This window comes from Fibrobacter sp. UBA2449, from assembly GCF_002342555.1.
In the GTDB taxonomy this organism is placed as follows: Bacteria; Fibrobacterota; Fibrobacteria; order Fibrobacterales; family Fibrobacteraceae; genus Fibrobacter.
Genome location: NZ_DDQF01000015.1, coordinates 62,493 through 85,867, shown reverse-complemented (window position 1 = coordinate 85,867; position 23,375 = coordinate 62,493). Strand labels below are relative to the sequence as shown.

The following is a 23,375-nucleotide window of genomic DNA, read 5'->3' as shown; positions in this document are numbered from 1 at the left end:
CCTGCGTCTTAAAAGGCCACGCGGTTCCTGCCGCTTTCCTTGGCCACGTAGAGCATCTTGTCGCACTGCGCGATCATCGCTTCGATTTGCGGAATGTCCTCTCCCTGTTTGGAGCAGAGCCCGAGCGAAATGGTCACCGGGATGACTGTATCCTTCCACGAGAACTTGTGGCGTTCCACGGCCTTGCGGAGGCGTTCGGCGCTCTTCTGCGCGTCTTCGGGCGAAATGTTCGAGAGCAGCAGCAGGAACTCCTCGCCGCCGTAACGGGCGAGCAGGTCGGATTCGCGTTTCTCTTCCTTGAGGATTCTCGCGATTTCCTTGAGAACCATGTCGCCGCACTGGTGGCCCCAGGTGTCGTTCACGCGCTTGAAGTGGTCTGCGTCCACCATGATGGTGTGCACGAATTCCCCGCTGCGGCGGGCGAGCGCGAGTTCTCCGAGGCTTCGGTCCATAAAGCTGCGGCGGTTGCTAATCTTGGTGAGCGGGTCCATGGTGGCTGCTTCGTAGAGGGCGCGGTCGAAGGCTTCTTCGCTCTTGTCCTTGAATTCCACCTTCAAGACCATCTTGCCGACCTGCAGGCGCTTTTCGGAATCGAGTTCTGCAATCTGCACGGGCTGTCCGTCTACGAAGGTGCCGTTGGTGCTGCCGAGGTCGCGCACGGTCACGTGGACCCCGTCAAAGTCGATGGCGCAGTGCTTGCGGCTCACGAGTTCGTCGTCGAGTCGGACTCCGGCATCCTGCCCGCGGCCGAGGATGGTCGTACCTTTTTCAATGGCGATTTGCCGGAACTGTTCCTGCGGGTAGAGCACTATCAAATGCGGCCTCAGTTCGAGCCTCTCGAACTTGATTGTCTTGCCTGGGGTCACGATGGTCTGGTCCAAATCTTGCATAGGAACTCCGGTTTAGGGTAAAAATAGAAAAGTTAGATAGGAAAGATGTAAAAATTCATTTACAAAACGGCGCTTTTTTCTTGTGATATCTTGTGATAATTTGCACTTTCTTTTGTTGACTGGCCGGTTTTTTACCGAAGTAAACGTATTTTTAACAAAAAATAAAAAAAGAGTTGGCTTTTTTTCAAAGAAAAGAATAAATTTGAGGTCGGTGTGGCATATTAAAAAGGCCGGTCTTTTTGGTATGCTTAGTTGGAAGGAAAACCATTGATGGAAACAAAAATGATGAAATACATGAAGATCTCCCTGTGGAAGTGGGTTTTGGGTGCCTGCATGCTGTTTGTTGGCGTGCAGAGCGCTGCAGCCGCATGTACGGGTACGCTCCATTTTAAGAAGCCTGACGAATGGCCCGCTTCTTTCTATGTGACCATGAATAATAAGGCGGCCCTTGTCACTGCGGCGAACAAGAACCCCACGACGGGTTATTATGATTACGACTTGTCGAACGCCCTTGGCGAAGCCCAGGAAACGGCATTCGGCTTGGCGAACTCTTCGTCAAACCCGCTCGACTACATCCTTGCCGCTGTATGGAATGGTCACTCTGCCTATGACCCGAATATTCCGAAGAATTCTCGAGATATCGCATGCCCGAGCACCAAGGGCACGACGGATGTCTGGGTTCTGGAAAACCCGAAGCAGGCGGGCAAGACCCTAGTTTCCTATACCGAACCAAATATCAAGTACATGTATGTGCTCGTGCCGGACGAAGCGGAGTGGAAGGCGACCGTCCCGATGTGGTCTCCCGATGGAACCTACGCGAGCCGCCAGCCGTTCAAGGTTGCGCCGGGTATGTGCGGGTGGTACTACGCCGTGTGGATGGACGAACCCCTGCCGACATCCTTCATCTTCTTCAAGGACGATGACGCAGACTTGGAAGATGCCATTGGCTTGGACGGTTGGGAAGCGGATGTGCTTATCCCGATTCCGATGGAAGTCATCTATAACCAATATAATACTAACAAGGTTTACTTCATTGCCGATGTTGACTTGGCCGCAGAAAGCGCCGTCGACCAGATTTCGATTACGGACCCGGGCCTCGAAGGGAACTGCACCTACAAGTTGGCCGCCATCCTCTATGATACCGATGCGAGCATGCATGGCGCCTTTACCTGTGATGCCTACCCGCAGGTGGCCACGAACGGATGTGCTGTGGCTGGAGCCCCTTATTCCTATCCGGGTACAATCCCCTGTATCGGCGTGACTCCGGGGATTGTGAACGCGACGCTTCCGGCGACAAAGAAGCCGGTCTACAATCCGGCGAGTGGCTGCTTCGTGAGCCAGGAAGCCTTTGACGTGATGTTCAAGCCCACACCGGGCGTGAACTACCAGCATTGCCGTGACGTCACCTTCAGCCTCACCAAGGATGGCCTGTGGGAATACGACAGCTATAACGAACCGACGGGCGCCTTTACCATCTTGAATGACCTGCTTACCGATCCCGTTTGCCAGGCCGATGCTGCTTGCAAGAAGGCAGCAACTGCCAGACCAGGTCTCGGAAACGTCAGCTATGGTACCGGTGGTTCTACTCCTACTGAAAGCAACATTTCTACAAAGGCTACGCAGACGTTGGGCGTCGTGGCGGACTGGTCCGCTATCGAACCGACGACCGGCCTTCCGTACATTGACCTTTACCCTGTCTCTGCCGGTGAATTCGGCGATGGTACCCATCCTAACGTTTACGACAACAGCACCTGGGATACCCGAATCAAGGGCAGCAACAACCAGATGTTCTGCTTCGAATCCCATGCCAAGTTCACTTACCGTCCGGGAATGCAGTTCTCGTTCCGTGGTGACGATGACATCTGGGTGTTTATCGACAACAAGCTTGCCGTGGACCTTGGCGGTACGCACTTGGCCGCCCCGGGCTACGTTAACCTGGATCAGTTTACAGGAGCTAGCGGCTCCCTCGTGGCCGGAACGGACTACGAAATCGACATCTTTTTCTGTGACCGCCGTACCGACATGAGTAACGTGCGTATCAAGACGAACATGTACATCAAGCAGTCGACCGGTATCGAGATTGACCCCAAACCGCAGGGCGATGGTGGCCTCGAACTTGATGTCTGCGTGCTCACGAGCGGCGGTGGCGACTGTGCCTCCGTGCTTGCCGGTACCGATGAAGGTTCCAAAGCATGTGGAGATAGTATTAAAACTGAAATAAGCTACAAGATTGTGACCCGCAAGAAGGAGCCGGTGCAGGGCTGTGGCGACTGTGCCGCTTTGACTCCGGGAACCATCAACCATGGCGGTATCGACCTCACGAACCCGAAGGTGCCGAAGTTCAACCAGGAAAAGATGAACGGACTTGCTCCCGGAACCTACTACCTCGTCATTACCGTGGATGGCAAGACTGCCTACCATAAGTTCAAAATCAAGGGTAACCTGGATGTCGTGACGCAGGATGTCGAATTCCCGAACACGGACGGTGATGCCAACATCTACCCGGCCGGAACCAAGTGGAAGTTCGAGGGCATGGGCCTCGCCGGCACGCGCCTCCCGATCTATGTATCCGCTCCGGACGATCAGGGCACGGTCGACCTCGCTTCTGCAGCGAACCAGACCTACACGCTCACGCTTTCTGCGGGTGCCACTCTCTACAAGAACAAGGAAGATACGACTCCGCTCTCTGTGCCCTACAATGGCAAGATTGACGAGAACGGTATCGATACCCTCTGGGTGGAAGTACCGCTCGCTGGTTTGACTGCCGCCGAAACGAAGGTTACGGCTTCCGTGCGCAACGCTGTCGCGACACTCTCGTTCTTCGCCCCGCAGCTGTCGTTTGCCAAGCCCAAGACGACCGACTCCCTCGGCAACGTCATGGAATGGACTACGATGGATCAGGATCCCGATGTGGATGAGGATGGCGATGAATACTTCCACTGGGTGAATGCCGACGTGGACTTCTACCTCATTGTCCGTAACCCGGCGACGGGAGCCCTCTGCACGGAATGTAATTTTGCCCTGGATATCCTGGATGCCTCCAGCGGAGTTTCGGGTGCTGTCAGCGCTCTGGTAGACGGTGTCGCCTTGGTGCGTATCCGTTCGAGCCAGGTCTACGATGACCCGAGTCAGCCCGCGGCGACCATGCTTGTGGGTGCTGTCGCGAACAACGCAGTCGCGGCTCCCTATGGCAACATGCATTTCTACAAACCGCCTGCACCGATGCCGCTCATTGTCGACATGTTCGACGTGAAGGGCGCTCCCACGGGCGAAATGAACATCTCGTCTAAGTTCTACAAGGAATCGGCGGACTACTTGGATGGTAGGGCGGACTCCATGGCGGTTATCTATGACCGTGCCATTCATCCGGACTCCATCCCGTTCTTCCTGTGCCTCAACTTCGACGAAAAGCACCTGGTGAAGATCAATCCTTATGATTTGGGTTATTCTACTAACCCGAAGGACAAGGAAATGTTCTGCTCCACGCAGTTCGGTGCTGCCGAAATCAAGGAAGCCTATGACAAGAGCCCGGATAACGGCCAGACGCTCGTGTTTGCTGTCGACGATCCGTTCACTGCCGATGTGAAGACTTTGGTACTGAACGAAGACAGGATTGCATCGTTTACGACCTACAAGTGGAAGGGCGATACCGTGAAATCGTTCTTCGAAGGTCACCTGACCGATCGTATGGCTCCGATTATCCTTTCGGCTCGTGCTTCGGCAGAAACAGACGGTGGCGTGTATGACCAGGTGAAGATTGTCGCTTCCGAACCGGTGATGGTTCTGGATGGCTCCGTGGCGACCTCGGCATTCAGCTATTATCTGAACTCTGCTGTCGATGAAGCGTTCAAGGAAGAAGAAGCCAAGTATATCCATGTGGAATCCCAGAACTCTCCCCAGAACAAGAGGGATACGCTTACGCTCCGTTACTACAACGATGACAAGCTGAAGCCGACTCCGCACGTGGGTGACTACATTCGTTTCCGTGCCGATAACGTTGTGTGGGCCGACTCCTCGAATGGGGCCGCTCCGGGTGCCGATACGCTCAGGCCTGCCGACGATGCTACCTGGCACTGGAATTCTCCGACGAACTATAATGCCACGAACCGCTTGCCGTCTCCGTGGGTGCAGGTTGTGGGTGATGCGAAGATCGACGTGACCACGATTCCGTATAACGTTGCGGATCCGTCGGCTGTGGACGAAAATACCCCGGTGGGCGAAGTCTTCCCGGTCAAGACGAGCGAGAATATGGACGATGTCAAGTCGGCCCACCCGAATACGCTCGGCCACTTCGTGCAGTCTGACATGGGTTCCATCATCGGTGCCGATACATCTTTCACGAGGGTGTACCAGAACAATCCGCATGACATCTACTTCTTCTACGAAGTTGACTACTACACGAACCTCGGCTCGTTCGTTGCTCACCAGAGTGGAAAGATCTACTGTGACGATGCGTTCTTCTCGGCCGACCCGACCCAGGAAGGTGCCGTGGGCGACTGCGTGAAGAACCCGCGCAACTTCTTCGTCGCATGGAACATGCTCTCTGACAAGCACCGCCTCGTGGGTACTGGCGCCTATATCACTAAGTACTCGTCCTTCGTGAAGCTCGGCTCCGTCGGAACCAAGGGCAAGAAGGAAAAGACCGAGGTCTGGGGCGTGAAGCGTGGCACGGGCGTTGTTAAGAAATAATAGCGCTTCTTCGGTCTAAAATGAACTTGCATCCCCGCCCTGAGGGCGGGGATTTTTCTACATTTGGACCATGCAAAAGATTAGCCTCCTGATTTGCCTCGCTGCGATAGCCTTGTCGTGGGCGGGTGACCCTACGGATATCGACTCCCTTTTCCGCGGCAAGGAATACAAGCCCGAACTGAGCTCTTCGCTGCGCGACACGACTGACATTTCGGCTCTCGCCGTATCGAAGGGTTCCGGAAAGGAATCCAAGGGAAATGGCTATTACGTTCTGCAGTTCGAGGCCGTGGGCGATTTCGATGCCGCCCAGCGTCGTAAGGCGCAGATTTCTGCATCGACGGGCTACAACATCCAGGTGGTGTTCGATGCCCCGTTCTACAAGCTGCGTGGCGGTGGATGGACATCAAGGAAGGCGGCCGAGGATAAGGCTCGCGAACTTTCCATCTACAATATCAACGCGCTTGTCGTGAAGCTCAAGTAGCTTTTTAGCTGTTTCGCTGAATTCCGCGTAATGGGCGGGTCCCTAGTCTATGAGCCCGAGTGCTTGCTTTTGCGCAAATTCGTCCATGGATGCCGGAAGCAGGGCCCTCTCCTCGGGAGAGACGTAGATGAACTTGCGTTCGTTTTGCGGACGCATGCTCCTGTCCCGCAACACTACGGGCGGGTTCTTCGTGGAGTAGAAGAACTTGCCTGTCTTGATGAACTTGTGGCGCTGGAAACCCTGCTTGATGGCGTCGTTCAGAGCCTGGAGGATCATCGGGCCTGCGCGATCGACATGGTGCAGTTCCAGCAGGCGCGACAATAGCACTTCCTCGTGGATGGGAGCCTCGTGATCGACATAGAATTTGAGCTGCACGATGAGCGAAAGCGCGGAGAGTTCCGCGATGGGCTTGTCGTGGGCGGTTCCTTCGATTTTCGGGTGGACCACCTGGTAGGGCTTCGTCTGGATTTCGGCGACCGCGGAATCGTTCTCGGCTGTTCCCGCTTCGGCCTCGGGTTCTTCGGGAGGCGGCGGTGCGACGCTCTGTTCGATGGCGATGGTCGTGATGATATGGCTCGCTTCGTCTGCGTTGGAAATGTACCAGAAGGGAGTCCAGATGTTGAGGACCTTCCAGCCCAGCTGGCGCAGGAGCACGGGGCGCACGTATTCGCGGTCTTCGATGGATTCGCGGAAGCGTTCCGTGGTGCAGTCGTCTTCGATGACGGCGAGGAACCTCTTGGGGTTGTTCGCGTCCACGACGACAGGGCCGACGGGTATGGCTCCGGAAGCGAAACTGGGCAAGACGTTGATGCCCTCGTTTTGCAGGAGCGCGATGACCTGGGAGCGGAGTGCCGAATCTGCCGGCTTGATTTCGAAGTCGGAAGGTTTCGCCTTGCGAAGCAGATGGGCCATCCAGTCACGCAGCATGGCAGACTTGGCGGTGGTCATCTTTTGCTTGTCGGCTTCGGTCATGAAAATCTTGAGCTTGTGGCGTGCGAGTGTCGCGCTGATGGCGATTTTCCCTTCGCTGGAGCTCTTGTCCATGGCTTCGGGCTCTGCGCAGACGAATATGACGTCACGGTATTTTTCGGTAGCCCTTTCTGGAGTCTTGATATAGAATCCGGTCGAGAGGTCGCTGTTTGTAAAGAATCTGGCGCAGGGGGCATCCTTGGTGAGAAGCGCCTTGATGGTCGACTCGATTTCGTGACATGTCACCTGGTGGAACGCGATGATTCCGAGAGTCTGCCCCGGATGCGTCTCGGCATGGTGAATGGCCGCCTTTGCAATGTCGATGACTTTGTCTGCAACCGTCTGGATGGAATCGCTCTTGCCGGAATCGCGAACCGGGGGCGGCAGCTGGCGGATGCCGTGGTTGTAGATGTGCTCGTTCGCAAATTCTACAAGGGACGGATCGGAATAGCTGTCCGAGAACCAGAGTTCGCGGGTCGGGATGCCGCGGCGCAACGAGGCCGTCATGATGCTTTCCTGGAAGAACGCCGTGTGTACGGGATCGATGTCGAGGTAGGCGTCAAAAGGCAACGGCTCTAGGGCCGGTGCGTGTGGGTTGCCGATGAGGATTACCTTGTTTGCCTTTAATGCAAGCGGGATGGATTCGGCTACGGAGATGCTGCCTGCGTCCAGAAGGACGATGGTGTCGAATTTCTTTTCGCAGACAAGGGCGTCTTCGATGCTCAATACCGAAAGTTTCTCGGTTGCGGTGGCGTGCGCTTCGCGGAAGTTCGCGTTGCAGAATTCGTCCAGCAGCAGACGGTATTTTTTGCCGAGCTGGGAATGGACTTTCGGGGCGCAGGAGAATACTTCGGGGAATTCCTTGCTGAAGCGCTGGACTTGGGAGGCCGCCCAGTAATATGCGGTGGCCTGGGGCAGTTCGCTGTTGACAGCCGCCGGATTCTGGACAAAGCGCAGGAGTGTCTTGCAACCGGTGCTCTCGAGTTCGCGGAACAGCGAGGAAAGCTTAAGGTGCGTGTTGAGGACGTTCCAGTTGTCTTTCCAGAGGTTGATTTCTTCGAGGCTCTTGTCGAGGTCGAGACTGTCGAGCGGAATGTCGAGAACAAGTTCCTTGGAGAGCACCCGCATGCCCGAAAGCAGTTCCTGCACGGCCTTGTCGAATTCCTCGAACCGCGGGAGCATCGGCTTGATCTGGTGCCAGTGCTCGAGAACCGTGAGCATCAGGTTGAACTGCGGGCTGTTCGCATGCTTTTCGCGGAAGTCGTAGATGTAGGTAATCTTCTTGTTCAGGTTGACCCAGTTCGATTTTTCGTAGAGCCAGTCGCGACCCAGCAGATGGTTGCCGAGAACGGCCGTGTCCTTGTAGGCGCGCTTGTTTTCTTGCAGCTCCAGGAGGGTATCGATGAGGTCGAGCAGGTGCGCATCCGAAGAAACTTCTTTTGGATGCTTGAGCACCTTCATGAGGCGCTTGCGCGAATTGCGGTAGCGGTCGGAAAGGCCCTTGAGCGTGACCTTGAGACTGTCGGCAAATTCTTCGCGGGCGGCGAGGATGTTCTCGTCGACGGCGTCGTCCGTGTAGATGTCGGATGTCTGCCTGCGGTAGCGGACCCACTTGTCGCCTGCTTCGGGCAGTTCCTTGAGGGAATCCTGGTAGGCGCTCCAACTGTTGGAACAGAGATCCCAGCCTTCGAATTCGGGCGTGTTTTCGTCGAAGTTCTTGCGGATAAGCGAAATGATTTCGGATAGCGCGGGCAGGTAGATGCCGGTGGGGAAGAACCCTTCTTCCTTGAACAGGTCGACAAGCGGCCTTATGACTTCGACTTTTTGGATGGTATCGTCAATGTTCTTGGCGATTTCGGCCTTCGCTTCTTGGGTGAGGCTTTCGGCCTTGATGTTTTCGAGGAGCTTGCGCGCTGCGATTCCGCCCTTGTTGAAATAGAGGTCGGAAATTTCTTGCAGGAGCCGCTGCAGGTTCGAAAATTCCTTGAAGGGGAGATTGTTCGATTCCTGGAAGATGGATTCGACGAATTTCGCCTTCGGCTTGGGCGCCTGCGCAAAGAACTGCAGGATGTCGGTCAGGCTCGTGCTGTCGGAGGGAGACTTCCCGTTGACCGCCTTGTAGTAGTTGATAAAGAATTGCCGCGTCTTGTTGATATCGGCGGCGACTTCTGCGCGCGGACGGCCGCTGTAGGAGCGGAAGTCGGATTTCCATGCCTGCGTAAAAGTCTGCCTGGAGATGGCGCGCCGCGTGACCACTAGCGTGTCATGTCCCTTCGCGAGGGCCTCGGCGACGATGTTTGTTGCGACCTTTACTTTCTGGGTACCGGGCAGCGCCTGGATGGCGTAGCCGTGCGCATTTTCGTCGAGCGCGTCGATGGTCACCTTGGTCGTGTGCGAGTCCGTGGTGTAGAGGAAATGGTGGTCGGCCGGGTTGTAGATTTGGTCGAAGTCCGCTTCCTCGAATACGGATTCCCGAACCTGGAATCCATCTTCGCCGAAGAGCGAGGAGAGGAAGGGGTTGCTGTCGATTTTCTTTTCGCTTCCGAGGTTTCGCATCGCCATCTTGAGGCGGAGCCTGCTGCTATTTAAGAAGGCAAGGCAGATGCCATGGCGCGTGAACTTCCAGTTCTTTTCGGCGGCGATGGCCTTTTCGAACAGGGAAAAGTAAAGTTGGATGCTGAACTGGCCGTCGAGCGTTGCGTCTTCGATGCGCGGAAGCTGGACTCCGGCAAGCCTCTCGGAGAGGACCGTGTTCTCGATGGGAGGCCTGTTCGAAAGGTTTATGGAGTTCCCGTCTGCACTGGGCTCGAGCGGGATGAGCAGGCTCGGTGCAAGCGCGTTGCCGTCCCACTTGAGGAATCCGGCAAGCAGGTAAAGGTCTGGCGTACCGAAGTCCTCGGCTTTCTCCTTGAATACCGTCTTGAAGAGAGTCTCGCACTGTTTCTTCTGCTGAGGCGTGAAGCTTGCAGATACCGGGATAAAAGAGTCGAGCGGGATAGCGTTGGCGGATTGCTTCCATTTTTCGTAGAAAGTGTCGCTCGCTTCGCGCAGGAGCGGAGTCTGAAATTCGTTCTTCGTCGAAAAGAGTAGCAGCCTGTCCTTGGAATCAAAAAGGGCAGCCTCCTGTCGGACTTTCATGACGGTGGATGACGGTGTATTGTGCGCCATGCCTAGAATATACGTTATTTTTTTGTTTTTTAGTATTTACAGTTTGCCGGCTACGACTGAAATCGCCTCTTCTAGCGAGAGGGAGGTGTCTTGGGCTACAAGCGAGGCCCTGTAGCATACCCGGCCCAGCAGTTTTTCGGCTGAAACTCCGGCATCGCGGTCCTGGCGCAGGCTGTGGGCGCGTTCGCGTTTCGAGAGTTTTTTGCCTGCGGCATCCACGACGAGCGGATGGTGCAGGTATATCGGTGGAACGTCGCGGCCGAGCAGGCGCATGAGGGCGATTTGCCTTGCGGTGGAATTTCGAATGTCCTCGCCGCGAACCACGTGCGTGATTCCTTCGTCGATATCGTCGACGCACACGGCGAACTGGTATGTCCACTGTCCGTCGCGGTCGCGGATCGGGAAGTCCCCGCATTGCTGTTGCGGGTTTTCATCGAAATCTCCGAGAAACTTGTCGTGCCAGTGAACAACTTTGTTCGGAATGGAGACGCGGAGGCAATGGGGCTGGTCCGACATTGCCTCCGGGTTTGCCTGCTGTCGACATTTGCCCTGGTAGATTACTTCGCCGGTGGAACTTTTGGGGTTCTCTGCTTCCAGCTGTTTGCGGCTGCAGTAGCAGGGGTAGACCAAACCCTGGGATTGCAGCTTTTGGAGCGCCTCTTCGAAACGCTCCGGGTGCTTACTTTGTATGCTATCGCTATCGAATCGGAATCCGAACCATTTCAGGTCTTCGTAGATGCTCTCGATGTATTCGGGGCGTGCACGGCTTTGGTCGTGATCCTCGATGCGCAGGTGTATTTGCAGGTTCCACTTGCGGGCCGCGGCCCAAACGTAAAGCGCCGAAAGCAGGTGGCCTTCGTGAAGGTAGCCCGTGGGGCTTGGCGCAAAGCGGATTTTACCGTCCATACGCAAAAATGTAATAAAAGCAGGGGGTGCGTGCGCTGTTTTTGGTGAATTTGGGGATTGAAAGCTCCTAAAATGAGGCTTTTTATCCCCATTTTTGCGTGTAAATTAACATGTTTTGACGCTGATGGAGTACAAAATCACCCGTTGTTGGCGGAGGTTGGGGATTAAACTGGGCTAAAAAATGGTTTTTATCCCCACTGTGCGGGCTTTTTTCACGCATACGTTGCGTACAAAGTAATAAAATGGGGATTGGATGGGGTGAAAAAAGACTGTTTAATCCCCAATTTTCGGCTTTTGGTGTTTTTTTTGACGCAGAATCCGCTTTTTTTATTTATATTCAGGGCGTGAGGGCTTTCTGGCCCGCAAACAGGATTTTGGGTTATGCAAATGAATTTTAAGCGCGCTTTTAAGTTGGCCTTCGTCGCAATGGCGGTCTGTACGGCGTTCTCCTTCGCTGAAGATATTGTCGCGACGACCTCCAACGGTTCGACGGTCATCCTTCACGACAATGGCCGCTGGGAATACTATCAGAACAACGCGAATATCAGGGACGTGCGCGAATCCGCCGTGCCGAAGGATGCCCGTTTCGAGGTTTCCGTGCTTTATGAGAGTCCGGACAAGGTGAAGAAGAATGTGCGCATGGCGCTTGAGGCCGATTTCGCGACCGAGGAAGAAATCAGGGATAGCCTCCGCAAGGTGCCGAAGGGCGGCTATGTCTACTTCCAGGTGCCGACGAAGCAGATTAAACCCGGCCTTGTGCGCGAACTTACGTATTCTATTTACGATACGGGCAAGAACGCCATCTTTACGAAGACGGTTCGCGATTCGGAAGCGACGGCGAGTGAAGATGCCGGCATCTCGAATCTGTTGGTGGTCCCTATCTACGGTCGCCCGAAGGCAAAGGTCATGAAGGCCAGAGTCGAAGACCGCAAGAACCATGCCACGCTCGATATCGATATCCCGATTCGCTGATGACCGCCCCGCAAGAGGATATGCTGAAATTCGCCGTCGTCGATGTAGAAACGACTGGCGGTGCGGGTGAATCGAACCGCATTACCGAAATCGGGATTGTCCTGCTCGATGGCATGGAACAGGTGGGACAGTTCCACAGCCTGGTGGATCCGGGCGTGCCGATTACGCCGTTTGTCAAGAACCTTACGGGCATTACCGACGAGATGGTGAACGGGGCTCCGCAGTTTTCGAAAATAGCGGAAGAAGTGTCCGGGATGCTTGAGGGCAGAATCTTTGTCGCGCACAATGTGCAGTTCGATTGCCGCATGATTCTGACGGAACTCAAGCGCTGCTGCGTGAAGTTTGACCCGCCGAGGCTCTGCACCGTAAAGATATCGCGAAAATTTTTTCCGGGACTGCCTAGCTACAGCCTGCACAACCTGACGGATTCTCTTGGCCTCAGCGACTTTAGGCATCACCGTGCGATGGATGATACGCTTGCCTGTGCAGAAATCTTGAAACTGGCCTACAACAAGGTCGGGCCGGGAAAGATATTGAAAGAGGTGAAGAACCTCACGAAAGCGAAAAAAGCGAACGTTGTGAGATGACTGACGCCATCAGGGCGAGAGCAGCCCTGCGCGAAGTTTCATCTTTAGAATGCGGACGACGGATTTCTCGATTCTTGCAAGGAATGCCTTGTCGTTCATGGCGCGATCGAGAATGAATTTCTTGATATCAACCGCCTTGGCGGGGTAGGTGATGATGAACATGTCGTTGCCGGCATCGAGGGCGGCTGTCACGACTTTCTTGAATTCGGATGCGGGGTAGGGGTCGTTGAGCGGAGTTCCGGGGCCGCTGATCCAGCCGCGCAGGGAGCTTCCCCAGAGGTCGTCGGTGAGGACCACGATGTCGTCGTCGAGGTCGTGGGCCATCTTCACGAGTTTCTTCTCGAATACGGCGGGAGCGTTTGAAATTTTCGTGTAGCGGACGCTGCTCATCATGACGATAGGAATGTCCGGGGAGAGAGCCCTGAAGAACTTGACGTATTCCTTGATTCTAGATTCGCTCGCATCGCTTTCGGCCATCTGCAAGTCGCTGTTCTTGTTGCTGTCATAGCCGGGAAAGTGCTTCGATGCGCTGATGATGCCGGAAGCCCGCATTCCCTTCACGAATGCGCGGACCTTCTCTGCATTCTCGATGCCGTTCCATGAGCGGTTCCAGTGCTCCATGAAGGTTTCCTTGCCGTGGGAATCGAATGCGGGGTCGAGGGTGGGGGCGAGGTTCAGGTTGAAGCCTGCGTCGTGAAGCGTCTTGCCGACTTCATGTGCCGTGCGCTCGATTGCTGCGGGCTCCGATTCTCGCATCTCCTTTGCGCTAGGGGTCTTTTCCCACTTGCGGTCGATGTTCACGGCCCGGTTCACGGTGCCGCCTTCCTGGTCGATGGTGACGAGCAGCGGGACCTTGATGCGCGAAGAAATCTTTTCGAGGTTCTTCCGGAACAGGTTCATGTTCGAAAGGTGCGGCTTCATTACGAGAATTCCGCCAAAGTTGTTTGTAACGGTGAAATTCGGCGGTGCCATGTAGACCATGATCATCTGCCCGATTTTCTCTTCGAGCGTGAGCGAATTCCAGAGCGGCAGGAGCTCCTTGGGAAGCCCGCGGGGGGCCGCCGCGAAAGAACAGGCGAATGCGGCAAGCAAACCGAAAAAGAAAATCCGCAGGCGCATGCTGGCCTCGTGGTGCTAGCCTTCGCTCTTGGCGGGAGCTTTCTTGAAGAAACGTCTGCCCTTGCTGAAGTCGCGCGGCGGGAAGTCGAACTTGATCTTGCCCTTTTCGAGCGTGAGGTAGGCGTCGAAGAGCCTGCGCGTCTTGTTGCTGCGGAAGCCCTTGATGAGCGCCGTTTTCTTGCCTGCAAGGAGGTTCTTGATTTCTTCGAGCGGGATTTCCTTTCCGAGGAGCACCTTGGGCAGGTTGAGACCCGAAGGCTGCTTGTCGATGTAGCTCTGGCTCACGTAGCCGGTGAGCGTTTCGAACACGTTGGTCCCGTCGACGGGGGATACCCCTATCTTTTCGCCGATTTCAATCTCTTCGGGCTTTTCTTCGAATACGAATTCGATCTTGTTCTGGTCGTTGATGATGAGCACCGCGGTGAATTCCGCACCGCGCTTGCTGCGGAACCCGGACAAGGGGCCAATCTTACGCTTGGTGAGGAGTTCCACGATTTCTTCGTCGGAGAGGTGCTTGCCGCCAATCATCTTGCGGATGACGATGCCGTCTTCGGTGGTGTAGCGGCTTACGGTCTCGAACACCTTCTTGCCGTTCACGGGGCTGAACTTCGCCTCGCCGGTGGTGTTCTCTTCCTTGAATCCCTTGATGTTCTTCACCATGTTCTTCGTCATGTCGACGATGCCCTTCATGAAGTTCTCGCGGGATTCCTTGCCCTTGCTGATGAGGTCCATCTTGTATTCCCACTCGCCGGTGAGTTCCGGGCTTGTGAGCGCCTCGCAGTTCATGGCCGAGAGGACCTTGATGAGGTCGAAAGCCTTCGCTGTCGGGATCATTTCCTTGCCGTCACGGACAACATACTTGTCGCTCACCAGTTTCTCGATAATGGCGGCGCGTGTCGCAGGTGTACCAAGCCCGCGCTCCTTCATGGCGTCGCGCAACTCGTCGTCCTCGACGAGCTTGCCTGCGCTTTCCATCATGGAAAGGAGCGTGCTTTCGGTGTAGTGCGCAGGCGGCTTGGTGAAGTCCTCGCTGCTGCGCATGTCAAGCGTCTTTGCTTCGTTTCCCTTCAGGGGTGGCACGTTTGATTCGTCGTTGCTGTCCTTGCCGTAGACCGCCTTGAAACCCGGGTCCACGAGAATCTTGCCTTCGGTAATGAACGTCTCGCCTTCGACGGTCGTAATGCGGGTGGTGCCCAGGTACTGTGCCGGCGGGAAGAATACCGCGATAAAGCGCTGGCACACCATCGTGTAGATTTTCTCTTCGGCTTCGGTAAGGCCCTTCGGGGTGACGCCCGTAGGGATGATGGCGAAGTGGTCCGAAATCTTCGTGTTGTCAAAGACTTTCGGGGTGCGCTTCACGTAGTTCTTGTCGAGGGCCTCTTGCGCGAACTTGGCGAGCGGGCCTTCAATCTTTGCGAGGGTAGCCTTCACGGGGGCCACGTAGTCTTCGGGTAGGCAGCGACTGTCGGTACGCGGGTAGGTCGTTGCTTTGTGGCGTTCGTACAGGGCCTGCGCAATCGAGAGCGTCGTCTTAGCGCTAAAGCCGAAGCGGTTGTTCGCCTCGCGCTGGAGCGTGGTTAGGTCGTAGAGTTGCCCGCACTTCTGCTGGCTGGGCGCTGTCGTTTCCTCGATCTTGCCGGGCTTGCCCTTGCATTTCTTGAGAATCTCGTTTGCCTTCTTCTCGTCGAAAATCTGCTTTTTGCGGTCCTTGCCGTCGCCCTCGAACCATTTGCCCTGGTAGTTCACGCCGCCGTTGTCGAAGTCCGCATCGATGGTCCAGAACTTTTCGGGCTTGAACTGCTGGCGTTCTTCTTCGCGCTTCACGATGATGGCGAGCGTCGGGGTCTGCACGCGCCCGCACGGCGTAATCTGGAACCCGCCCATGCTGCTGTTGTAGGCGGTGAGCCCGCGGCTCCCGTTCATGCCCACGAGCCAGTCGGCCTCGCTGCGGCAGAGGGCCGCGTTTTTCAGGTTTTCCATCTCTTCGGCGGTGCGCAGGTGCTCGAACGCGTCCTTGATGGCGGCAGGCGTCATGCTCTGCATCCACAGGCGCTTGATGGTCTTGCCCGTGAACTTGCCCTTGAGCACGTAGTCGAGGATGTAGAAGAAAATCAGTTCACCTTCGCGGCCCGCATCGCATGCGTTCACGATGGTCGTCACATCCTTACGCTTGATGAGCTTGCTGACGATGGAAAGCTGTGCCTTCGTGGCGGGGGTGGCAACGAGCGGGAATTTTTCGGGGAGCATCGGGAGCGTCTTCATGTCCCATGCCTTGTAGCGCTCGTCGATGTCCTTGGGGTCGGCGATGGTTACCAGGTGGCCGATGGCGTGGCTTACGATGGTCGAATCGCTTTCGTAATATCCGTTGTTCTTCTTGAACGACTTCGCACCGAGAACTTTCACGAGGTCGGCCGCAACGCTCGGTTTTTCTGCGATGATGAGGGTTATGCCCTCGCTGGCGGGTTTTGTCGCCTTCTTTGTCGCCGTGGTCTTGGCGGAGGCCTTTGCCGTAGTCTTTGCGGTGGATTCTGTCTTAGTCGTTTTCTTGGTCGTAGTTGCCATCGTTATTTCCATTTAAAGCGTCCGAACAGGCCGAAGAGCACGGCCAGCACGGTGAAGGGGGCGTGGATGAATTCAACGGGGATGCACCACTTGAGCAGGTGCTCCTGCCGGAAAATCCGGAGCCCGCGGAGTATTAATACCAGGTCGCCTATGCACTTGGCGACCGATGCGACGATTGTCGCGATGAGAATTTCGAAGCTGAAGGGCGAAAGTGCCGCCGAGACGCACTGCATCACGAGGAACAGGAATACCATGCTGAGCACGAATACGATTTTCGGCGTATAGTATATGGTTGCCGAAGCCCAGCGCTTGCGCTGTTCCCACAGTTCCTTGAGGGTCTCTTTGCCGCTCGTGGTGACGAAGGTCGATTCGGCAACGCAGTAGCGCATGGCCCAGGGACGGTCGTCAGCGATTTTCTGCATCAGGAGGTCATCGTCGCCGCTCTGGATCTTGAGGACGTTCTCGAATCCGTGGACGCTCTTGAAGAAGCTCTTGCGGTAGGCGAAGTTGTTGCCGGTGCTCGTGAGCGGAAGGTGCATCGCGATGCCGGCAGTCCCCGCCACGCGGTAGATGAGCGTCTCGACCGCCTGCATGCATATGAGCACGCTCGATTTGCCGGGAACGGTCGGGATGTAGGAATGCCCAGCCACGAGTTCGATTCCCGGTTCGAATTCGCGCACGATTCCGGCAATCCAGGTGGGTTTCACGATACAGTCGGCGTCGGTAAGGCAGAGGATGTCGCCGTCGCAGATGTCGACGAGTTTCGAAAGGGCCTGCTTTTTGGGGCTGACGCCGTCGGGAATGTCGTTGATGGTGAGAATGTGAAGCCGCGGGTAGCGTGCCGCGTAATCCGCGAGGATTTTCGGGGTGTCATCGTCGCTGCGGTCGTCGGCGACCCATACGTCCCATTCGCCGTCATATTCCTGTGCGAGGACGGAATCGAGTGTCGCGCGGATGCCCGCCGACTCGTTCCTCGCCGAAATCAGGATGCTTACGCGCGGTTTGGGTTCCACGTCGGACTGCCCGTCGCGCACCGTGCCCAGGGCGCGGAAAAGCCGCACTTCGAGGGCTATGTAGAGTAGCGCCGATACGGACAAAAGGCCGATGACCAGGTATGTGAGCACTGTCCAGAACATTTTTTCGGGCAAAATTTAGTTCATCGCACCCTGATTTGGGACTGCGGGTGCCGGAACGGGACGTCGATTTCTCGATACATATATATATGTTATTGTGTCGGACGAAAGCGAAAATTCGCGAATTCGGTGAAAAAACGCGTTTTTTGGGGGTGGACGTTATTCTTTCACGAGTTCGGGGTGCTTGTCGGCGATGCGCCGTGCGAGGTACACGAACGGTGTATCCATCAGGGAGGTTACGATGAAGATACCGTACCCGAAGACGAGGATTTCGCCGATGGTGTTCCATGGGAACACGCCCGCGAACGCGAGCAGGTTGAACACCACCACGTTGATAAGCTGGCTTACGAGGGTGGAACCGTTGTTGCGGAGCCACAGGAACCCGCGCTTGTCACCGAACTTCTTTTCGGTCCATTTCCACCAGGCATGGTAGGCCCACACGTCGAACATCTCGCAGACGGCATAGGCGAACAGGCTTGCGAGCATCACGCGCGGGGTGTTCGCGAATACGGTGCGGATAGGGCCAGCCATCGTGTCGCCGTCGGCCGGAATGTAGAGGAACCAGCTCTGCGAAATCAGGATGAAGGTGATGTTTGCGAGGATTCCGATTTTCACGCAGCGGTTGGCTTCTTTTTTACCGAAGATTTCGCTCATGATGTCGGTCGCGAGGAACGAGGAGGCGAAGATGACGTTGCCGAGCGTGGTATCGAGCCCGAAGGCGTGCACCAGGATAAGCACCTCGATGTTTGCCGCGATGGTGCAGATGACCGTCCACGCGAAAAGGCCCTGCTTGCCGAAAAAGCGGAAGAAGGCGACGAGCCCTCCGAAAAACGCGAAGACGGAGGCGACAAGGATGATCTCGTTCTGGAACGGCACTTTACTTTCTCCGGTCGATGGCCGCAAACAGGCGGGTCTTGGCGATAGATTCGAATTCGGTGCCCGGCTTGCCGTAGTTGGCGAACGGGTAGAGCGAGATGCCGCCGCGGGGCATGAAGATTCCTTCGACTTCGATGTATTTCGGGTCCAAAAGCTTCACCAGGTCCTTCATGATGATGTTCACGCAGTCCTCGTGGAAATCCCCGTGGTTGCGGAACGAGAACATGTAGAGCTTGAGCGACTTCGATTCCACCAGGTACTGGTCCGGGATGTAGTTGATCTTGATTTCGGCAAAATCGGGCTGGCCGGTTTTCGGGCAGAGGCTCGTGAATTCCGGGCAGTTGAACGTGACCATGTAGTCGTTGCCCGGATGCTTGTTCGGGAACTTTTCGAGCACTTCGGGGCTGTAGGTGGTCTTGTACTGGGTCTTGTTGTTGCCAAGCAGCGTGACGCCTTCGAGTTCTGCTTCTGAACGCATGGAAGTCTCCTAGTTTTGTTTTAAGTCAGGATGGGTTTCGAACTGACTGGCGTAAAGATAAAAAAATCCGGGCTTTTTTCAAAGCCCGGATGAAGCGGGAAAATTCGGCTACAGCATCACCGTGATGTTATAGCTCGGTGGGGTGCGTTGAGTCCCGCCTTCCAAGCATCCACTGCCGCACTCGACGTGTCGAGCGCCCAGTCCGCTTCGAAGCTCTTGCTCTGGTTGAACCACATGATGGCGAAAATCCTCGGAAATTCCACGGGCAGCACCTTGAACATGTCGGCTATCCATTCGGCCTTGTTCCCGCCCGATTCCGTGCACGATGTCTCGGCGATAAAGATGGGCTTGTCGATGCCCGCGAGCGCATTGTACGACTTCCTGAAAACTTCCGAGAAACTCTTCCAGCGGGACCAGCATTTCTTATCGCCCCAGTTGTAGCCGTCGATGGAGATGTAGTCCACGAAATCGTCGCCGGGGTAGGTTCCCGTGAAGGTCGTGTTTTCGCCCACGTTCGAGGAATTGGTCGTCCAGACCCACTTGACGTTACCGACGGATTCCTCGCGGAAAATCCTTACGATGTGCCGGAAAGCTTCGGCAACGTTCTCGTCGGTGTTGCCGGCGCCCTGCTTGCCGACTCCCCAGTCGTACCAGTCGCCGTTCGCTTCGTGGAGCGGACGGAGCCAAATTTCGTGTCCGTATTCCTTGGCGCTTTTTGCAAAGTGCCGTATGAAGGAATCTGCCTCGCCCTCGTTTATCCTTCTTGCGTTGTAGCCGTTGGGCATCCACGTGACAACGAGCGTGGAACCGTTCTCGCGAGCCGTTTCGGCGAAGGGCTCTACCCAGTTCCAGGTGTTGATATCGAATAGCGCAAACAGGCTCACGAGATCGACATTCCTTCCCTGAAGAGCCTGGAAAGCTTGAATGTTTTCTTTCGTGGGCTGCGGGTGCAGTTCGTTGCCGCCGACCCATGCCCCTATGCGGAATTCTTTTTGCATGAAACCTCCAGTCAAAAACAAAGATATTTCATTGGGAGCCGGTGACGAAGCCTTTGTTTTTTAGTATTTTCCAAAGTGTATCTAGTGTTTTAAACGAGTGTGATTTGGAACACTAAAAAAATGAGTTTGTGCGTATCGAACGAAGGAGGATTCGATGACTGTGGAAGAAATTTGTAAGTGGCTGGAGGCTTCGAAATTCAGGGAAGGCGACAGGCTCCCTTCGGTCAGGAGTGTTTCGGAGCGTCTTTCTACATCGACTTGCACGGTGTTTCGCGCCTACCGCAAGCTGATTGACGCGAAGAAGGTTTATGGGGAACAGGGTAACGGCTATTTCTGGGGTGCGGCCAAGGTCGCCATGCCGGAACCTCCCGTGCGAGAACAGGTGGTTGAACGGCTGGAACGATTGCTCCAGGAAGACTGGAAATCCGGCAGGCTTTCGGCGGATGCCCCGCTCCCGACCATCAAGGAACTTTGTTTGCAATACGAGACGTCGGTCGGTTCCATGAGGCGCACGCTCGAAAAGCTGCAGGCGTTGGGAATCCTTTCACGCCGGGGCAGAGGGCGTTTCTATTTTCGCACGGCGCAAGCCCCGAAGGCGAAGGAAATCCTCCTGGTGATGCGTTCGAACCCGACGGGGGATTTCTATTGCCTGGGGGAGCGTGAACTGGAATTTATGCAGAAGGTTTACGCCGAGGCTGAAAAGCGCGAGCTGCGCGTGCATGTGCTGGGTTACCACGAGGATTCAGGCAAGTTCTTGGATTCGGCGGGCAATGCCGTGTTGCCGGAGACATTCCGCGATGCGTTCGGCGCAATCCTTTCGACGATGCTCGTCTTTAAACCCCAGCGCCTATTCTCGCTGTTCGCGAGGACCCGATTCCCGATATCGGTGTGGTGGGAACATCCGCTTTCTGAAATCCCGCGTGCCCTCAAGAAAGAACCGCGGTACGCCTTCTTCAACCTCGCCTTCGGCGAGTTTCCGGGCCGTGCCGTGGGACGCTTTCTCCGGGAACGGGGCTGCAAGAACATCGTCTACATTTCGCCGTATCATTTGAGTTCCTGGTCCATCGACCGCCTGAATGGCCTCAAAAAGTCGGGACTGCATGTCTTCGAAGCGGTGGATGCCGAACGCGCGAGTCCGTTCGAGTTCAGCAAGGAACCTCCGGCTTTTTTTGAAAAAGTGGTCGCGCGCCTTGCGGGGAGTGTCCCGCAAGACACCGATGCCTGGGTCGTAGTGAACGACGAAGTGGGCTGCGCACTCCACCGGATGTTTGTACAACATAAAATCAAGCGCCCGCCTTACATGGTGTCGTTCGACAATACGGTGGACAGCTACCGCATCCGTCTGGATTCCTTCAAATTCAATCTCGATACGCTAGCCGAACAGTCGGTATTCCACATCGTGTCGCCCGGGGTCACGCTCTACAAGAAGGACGACTTCCGCGAACTTTCGGGCTCCGTGGTGGAAAAGTAGCGGTTCGCCGCCCGATTCTGCGGTCCTGGCCTACCCCTGGGACCAGCCCGACCCGAGCAAATAAAATAGGCTGAAACACTGGGCTGGGGCCCCTCCCGCATATAGTTTAAGCCTGAATGTTGAAATCAGGCTTGTTTTTTATTAAATTTGGGCCACTTTGAGAATCGATATCGCACAGAAACTTACTGAACCCGAAGACCGCCGAGCAGTCTGGTCCCATGCCGACGCTCCCGAAATCTTCGACGAACTGCACCTCAAGGGCGATCTGGTAGCCGAGGTGCTGGTGAGCCCCGAAGGCCCCGGTAAGTGTCTCGTGACCGGTACGCTCTCCGGAGTGCAAACTCTGACCTGTTCCAGGACGCTGGACTTGTTCGACCGCCCGTTTACGACCGAAATCGTGGCGGAGGTCGAGAGGCTCCCCATCGCAAAGCAGGAGCTGGACGAGGACGATGCAGATGTCTTCGCCTACAAGATTCCCCAGGGGCAGGACTTCGTAGATGTATCCGAGTGCATCCGACAGCTGGTTTTACTGCAAGAACCGGTCGCGCCCGTGAAAAATCCTGACGAAGATTTTATCTTTGTATCAAACAATCCGCCTGACGAAGGTTCCGACGGGGCCGCAAAGCCCATGGACCCGCGCTGGGAGAAACTCAAGGCTCTCAAGAGCAAAATGGAAAATAGGAGTTAAAAATGGCAGTACCTAAAAGAAAAACCTCGACCGCCCGTCGTGACAAGCGCCGCACCCACTGGAAGATGGAAGTGCCCGCGATGGCTACCTGCGACCACTGCGGTTCTGCAAAGCGCCCGCACCGTGTGTGCCCGGTTTGCGGCTACTACAATGGTGTCGAAGTTGTCAACATGAAGGATGCCGAAGCCTAATTTGTTGATGCAGCGTTCAGTTGCAAGGAGATGTTCATGGTAAAAGTTGCTCTTGATGCTCTGGGTGGCGATTTCGCTCCCGACGTCGTGGTTGAAGGTGCGGTAAACGCCGTCAACAAGAATGCAAACCTGCATGTGGTCCTGTGCGGACCGGAGGCCGTGGTCAAGGCTAAACTCGAGTCGCTCGGTTACGCCGGCAACGGGATTTCGGTCATCGACGCTCCGGACCCTGTCGCCATGGACGAACACCCTGTTCAGGTTCTCAAGAAGAAGCCCCACTCCGGCCTGGTGACGTGTGTCGCCCTGCAGAAGAAGGGCATGGTCGATGCTTCCGTGAGCGCCGGCAACTCCGGTGCCATGATGGCTAGCTGCCTCATGCTTCTCGGAAAGTCGAGCGAAAAGTTCAGCCGTCCGCCTATCGGTTGTGTCATTCCGACCGCCGACCGTCCAATCATCCTGGTCGATGCCGGCGCGAACGTCGATGAACGCGCCTCCACGCTGGTGGATTTCGCCATCGCGGGTTCCGCATTCGCCGAGACCTACTTCGGATATCAGAACCCGAAGGTCGGCCTCCTCAACATGGGCGAAGAAGAACACAAGGGTCCAGCTGTGCTCCAGGAAGCGCACCAGCTGTTGAAGTCCGCCCCGGTGAACTTCATCGGCAACATCGAAGGCGAAACGCTTATCGAAGGCGTCGCCGACGTGGTGGTGACCTCCGGCTTCACGGGCAACGTTGTCCTGAAGATGCTCGAAGGTTTCTACGAACTCCACAAGAAGATGTTCGGTTTCATCGATACCCCCAACGGCCGTCGCTTCGACGAGATGTGGGACTACCGCATGACGGGTGGCGCTCTGCTCCTCGGCCTCAACGGCACGGGCATTATCGCTCACGGCCGTTCCGATGCTCTTGCCATCGAGAAGGCTGTGGAAGTCGCCGCTAAGTACGCCGAGAAGGGTGTCGCTAAGAACGTGAACGAACGCCTTGCGGCCATCAAGGACGAACCTGCCGAAGCAAAGTAAGTGCTTGACTGGAACTAGTTTGTCTGCAAAAGGCTATTAGGGACGGAACCGCAAGGTTCCGTCTTTTTTTTGTAAACAATTATTTTGTTGATTTCGCTTTCGAATGAATTTACTTTGTTATTTAAAATAAATTTATAAGAGGCGATAAGGTGAATAGTTGTTTTGCCAATATGGTAA

17 protein-coding genes are annotated in these 23,375 nt (G+C 55.7%); 8 read left to right on the top strand and 9 right to left on the bottom strand.

Annotated features, from left to right (window positions below):
* Positions 1–8 precede the first annotated feature (8 nt).
* Entirely contained in the window at positions 9–890 is an 882-nt protein-coding gene (locus B4B27_RS09680) for a GGDEF domain-containing protein (protein ID WP_173365801.1), read from the bottom strand.
* A gap of 294 nt (positions 891–1,184) precedes the next feature.
* Between B4B27_RS09680 and B4B27_RS09675 the strand changes: the two genes are divergently transcribed.
* Positions 1,185–5,579: a fibro-slime domain-containing protein gene (locus tag B4B27_RS09675; protein ID WP_290726054.1), complete on the top strand. Its 4,395-nt coding sequence runs from the start codon at positions 1,185–1,187 to the stop codon at positions 5,577–5,579.
* A gap of 70 nt (positions 5,580–5,649) precedes the next feature.
* Entirely contained in the window at positions 5,650–6,060 is a 411-nt protein-coding gene (locus B4B27_RS09670) for an SPOR domain-containing protein (protein WP_173365803.1), read from the top strand.
* Between the two features lie 42 nt (positions 6,061–6,102).
* On the opposite strand, the gene B4B27_RS09665 is transcribed toward B4B27_RS09670, so the two are convergent.
* The gene (locus B4B27_RS09665) at positions 6,103–10,197 is read right to left on the bottom strand and encodes a hypothetical protein (protein WP_290726050.1); all 4,095 of its coding nucleotides are present in this window, start codon (positions 10,195–10,197) and stop codon (positions 6,103–6,105) included.
* 36 nt (positions 10,198–10,233) lie between these two features.
* Positions 10,234–11,103, bottom strand: a complete 870-nt coding sequence (locus B4B27_RS09660) for a glutamate--tRNA ligase family protein (RefSeq protein WP_290726048.1) — start codon at positions 11,101–11,103, stop codon at positions 10,234–10,236.
* Positions 11,104–11,484: 381 nt separating this feature from the next.
* On the opposite strand from B4B27_RS09660, the gene B4B27_RS09655 reads away from it, so the two are divergent.
* Positions 11,485–12,075: a hypothetical protein gene (locus tag B4B27_RS09655; protein ID WP_290726046.1), complete on the top strand. Its 591-nt coding sequence runs from the start codon at positions 11,485–11,487 to the stop codon at positions 12,073–12,075.
* 20 nt (positions 12,076–12,095) lie between these two features.
* Positions 12,096–12,662 (top strand): 3'-5' exonuclease, encoded by a 567-nt coding sequence (locus tag B4B27_RS09650; protein ID WP_290726044.1) that lies wholly within the window; start codon positions 12,096–12,098, stop codon positions 12,660–12,662.
* 9 nt (positions 12,663–12,671) lie between these two features.
* Here the strand turns inward: B4B27_RS09650 and B4B27_RS09645 are convergent, their stop codons facing one another.
* The 6 genes from B4B27_RS09645 to B4B27_RS09620 all read right to left on the bottom strand — a co-directional run bounded on the left by B4B27_RS09645 (position 12,672) and on the right by B4B27_RS09620 (position 19,828).
* Positions 12,672–13,781 (bottom strand): glycoside hydrolase family 3 N-terminal domain-containing protein, encoded by a 1,110-nt coding sequence (locus B4B27_RS09645; protein ID WP_290726042.1) that lies wholly within the window; start codon positions 13,779–13,781, stop codon positions 12,672–12,674.
* A gap of 15 nt (positions 13,782–13,796) precedes the next feature.
* Entirely contained in the window at positions 13,797–16,343 is a 2,547-nt protein-coding gene (locus tag B4B27_RS09640) for a DNA topoisomerase III (protein ID WP_290726040.1), read from the bottom strand.
* A gap of 2 nt (positions 16,344–16,345) precedes the next feature.
* A complete protein-coding gene (locus tag B4B27_RS09635; RefSeq protein ID WP_290726038.1) occupies positions 16,346–17,479 on the bottom strand; it encodes a glycosyltransferase in 1,134 nt (377 codons plus the stop codon).
* A 156-nt stretch (positions 17,480–17,635) separates the two neighbouring features.
* Entirely contained in the window at positions 17,636–18,352 is a 717-nt protein-coding gene (locus B4B27_RS09630) for a queuosine precursor transporter (RefSeq protein WP_290726036.1), read from the bottom strand.
* Between the two features lies 1 nt (position 18,353).
* The gene (queF, locus tag B4B27_RS09625) at positions 18,354–18,830 is read right to left on the bottom strand and encodes a preQ(1) synthase (protein ID WP_290726034.1); all 477 of its coding nucleotides are present in this window, start codon (positions 18,828–18,830) and stop codon (positions 18,354–18,356) included.
* Between the two features lie 116 nt (positions 18,831–18,946).
* Positions 18,947–19,828 (bottom strand): glycoside hydrolase family 26 protein, encoded by an 882-nt coding sequence (locus B4B27_RS09620; RefSeq protein WP_290726031.1) that lies wholly within the window; start codon positions 19,826–19,828, stop codon positions 18,947–18,949.
* Between the two features lie 154 nt (positions 19,829–19,982).
* Here B4B27_RS09620 and B4B27_RS09615 point away from each other — a divergent pair, with 154 nt between their 5' ends.
* From B4B27_RS09615 to plsX, 4 genes are all read left to right on the top strand, one after another.
* Positions 19,983–21,299, top strand: a complete 1,317-nt coding sequence (locus tag B4B27_RS09615) for a GntR family transcriptional regulator (RefSeq protein WP_173382348.1) — start codon at positions 19,983–19,985, stop codon at positions 21,297–21,299.
* Positions 21,300–21,456: 157 nt separating this feature from the next.
* Positions 21,457–21,987 (top strand): YceD family protein, encoded by a 531-nt coding sequence (locus tag B4B27_RS09610; RefSeq protein WP_073113399.1) that lies wholly within the window; start codon positions 21,457–21,459, stop codon positions 21,985–21,987.
* 2 nt (positions 21,988–21,989) lie between these two features.
* Positions 21,990–22,178: a 50S ribosomal protein L32 gene (gene rpmF, locus B4B27_RS09605; RefSeq protein WP_072813504.1), complete on the top strand. Its 189-nt coding sequence runs from the start codon at positions 21,990–21,992 to the stop codon at positions 22,176–22,178.
* 36 nt (positions 22,179–22,214) lie between these two features.
* Positions 22,215–23,198, top strand: a complete 984-nt coding sequence (plsX, locus tag B4B27_RS09600) for a phosphate acyltransferase PlsX (RefSeq protein ID WP_290726026.1) — start codon at positions 22,215–22,217, stop codon at positions 23,196–23,198.
* Positions 23,199–23,375 lie beyond the last annotated feature (177 nt).

Bases quoted from the DNA above. Each gene is read 5' to 3' on its own strand.
- B4B27_RS09680 (WP_173365801.1), bottom strand. From the start codon at position 890: ATGCAAGATTTGGACCAGACCATCGTGACCCCAGGCAAGACAATCAAG.
- B4B27_RS09675 (WP_290726054.1), top strand. From the start codon at position 1,185: ATGAAGATCTCCCTGTGGAAGTGGGTTTTGGGTGCCTGCATGCTGTTT.
- B4B27_RS09670 (WP_173365803.1), top strand. From the start codon at position 5,650: ATGCAAAAGATTAGCCTCCTGATTTGCCTCGCTGCGATAGCCTTGTCG.
- B4B27_RS09665 (WP_290726050.1), bottom strand. From the start codon at position 10,197: ATGGCGCACAATACACCGTCATCCACCGTCATGAAAGTCCGACAGGAG.
- B4B27_RS09660 (WP_290726048.1), bottom strand. From the start codon at position 11,103: ATGGACGGTAAAATCCGCTTTGCGCCAAGCCCCACGGGCTACCTTCAC.
- B4B27_RS09655 (WP_290726046.1), top strand. From the start codon at position 11,485: ATGCAAATGAATTTTAAGCGCGCTTTTAAGTTGGCCTTCGTCGCAATG.
- B4B27_RS09650 (WP_290726044.1), top strand. From the start codon at position 12,096: ATGCTGAAATTCGCCGTCGTCGATGTAGAAACGACTGGCGGTGCGGGT.
- B4B27_RS09645 (WP_290726042.1), bottom strand. From the start codon at position 13,781: ATGCGCCTGCGGATTTTCTTTTTCGGTTTGCTTGCCGCATTCGCCTGT.
- B4B27_RS09640 (WP_290726040.1), bottom strand. From the start codon at position 16,343: ATGGCAACTACGACCAAGAAAACGACTAAGACAGAATCCACCGCAAAG.
- B4B27_RS09635 (WP_290726038.1), bottom strand. From the start codon at position 17,479: ATGTTCTGGACAGTGCTCACATACCTGGTCATCGGCCTTTTGTCCGTA.
- queF (WP_290726034.1), bottom strand. From the start codon at position 18,830: ATGCGTTCAGAAGCAGAACTCGAAGGCGTCACGCTGCTTGGCAACAAC.
- B4B27_RS09620 (WP_290726031.1), bottom strand. From the start codon at position 19,828: ATGCAAAAAGAATTCCGCATAGGGGCATGGGTCGGCGGCAACGAACTG.
- B4B27_RS09615 (WP_173382348.1), top strand. From the start codon at position 19,983: ATGACTGTGGAAGAAATTTGTAAGTGGCTGGAGGCTTCGAAATTCAGG.
- rpmF (WP_072813504.1), top strand. From the start codon at position 21,990: ATGGCAGTACCTAAAAGAAAAACCTCGACCGCCCGTCGTGACAAGCGC.
- plsX (WP_290726026.1), top strand. From the start codon at position 22,215: ATGGTAAAAGTTGCTCTTGATGCTCTGGGTGGCGATTTCGCTCCCGAC.